The organism is Candidatus Termitispirillum reticulitermitis (assembly GCF_054655775.1).
Map to the genome: position 1 here is coordinate 1 of NZ_BAAIHG010000219.1, position 626 is coordinate 626.

The following is a 626-nucleotide window of genomic DNA, read 5'->3' on the forward strand; positions in this document are numbered from 1 at the left end:
ATCTTGCCTAGCGTTTTATATGCAGATTATTCATTCTGTTTATAGCTATAATGTCTTTCGTTCTCTGTTACATTGATATTTATGCTGATATAGCTTGGCAGTGTAGTAGCTAGGTCTAGTTTATCCCCCCACTCTATCAAGGCAAGGTCGCAACTTTCCGCTAGCTCAAAAAAACCTGTCTGTTCCAGCTCTGTTATGCTTTCTACGCGGTATAGGTCTGAGTGCAACACTCTCATTCCGCCACCTCTTGCTTTATACGTGTTGCATATAGAGAATGTCGGACTTGTAACTATATCGGTGCTACCAAGATACGCAAGAATATCCTGCACTAGAGTCGTTTTGCCCGCTCCAAGTCCGCCTGTCAACAATACATACCTTATGTTGCTGTTCGCAAGCATTAGAGTGGTAAGCTGCCGGGCTAGCTGCCTTGAGCTTTCACGACTATTTGATATCCATACTTGCTCATTCATATTTCATAGCTCCTGCGCTAGCCTATACGCCTCATTGCGTTTCACGCCAAGCTATATCAGCATAAATATCAATGTAACAGAGAACGAAAGACATTATAGCTATAAACAGAATGAATAATCTGCATATAAAACGCTAGGCAAGATGCAGAATGCCTT

At 42.0% G+C, this 626-nt stretch carries 1 protein-coding gene; it reads right to left on the reverse strand.

The genetic code is table 11. From position 1 onward, the window contains the following. Positions 1-26: 26 nt before the first annotated feature. A complete protein-coding gene (tsaE, locus tag AC1MDJ_RS08395) occupies positions 27-470 on the reverse strand; it encodes a tRNA (adenosine(37)-N6)-threonylcarbamoyltransferase complex ATPase subunit type 1 TsaE (protein WP_479690457.1) in 444 nt (147 codons plus the stop codon). Between the last annotated feature and the right edge of the window lie 156 nt (positions 471-626).

Coding starts and splice junctions, on each gene's coding strand:
- tsaE (WP_479690457.1), bottom strand. CDS start 470: ATGAATGAGCAAGTATGGATATCAAATAGTCGTGAAAGCTCAAGGCAG.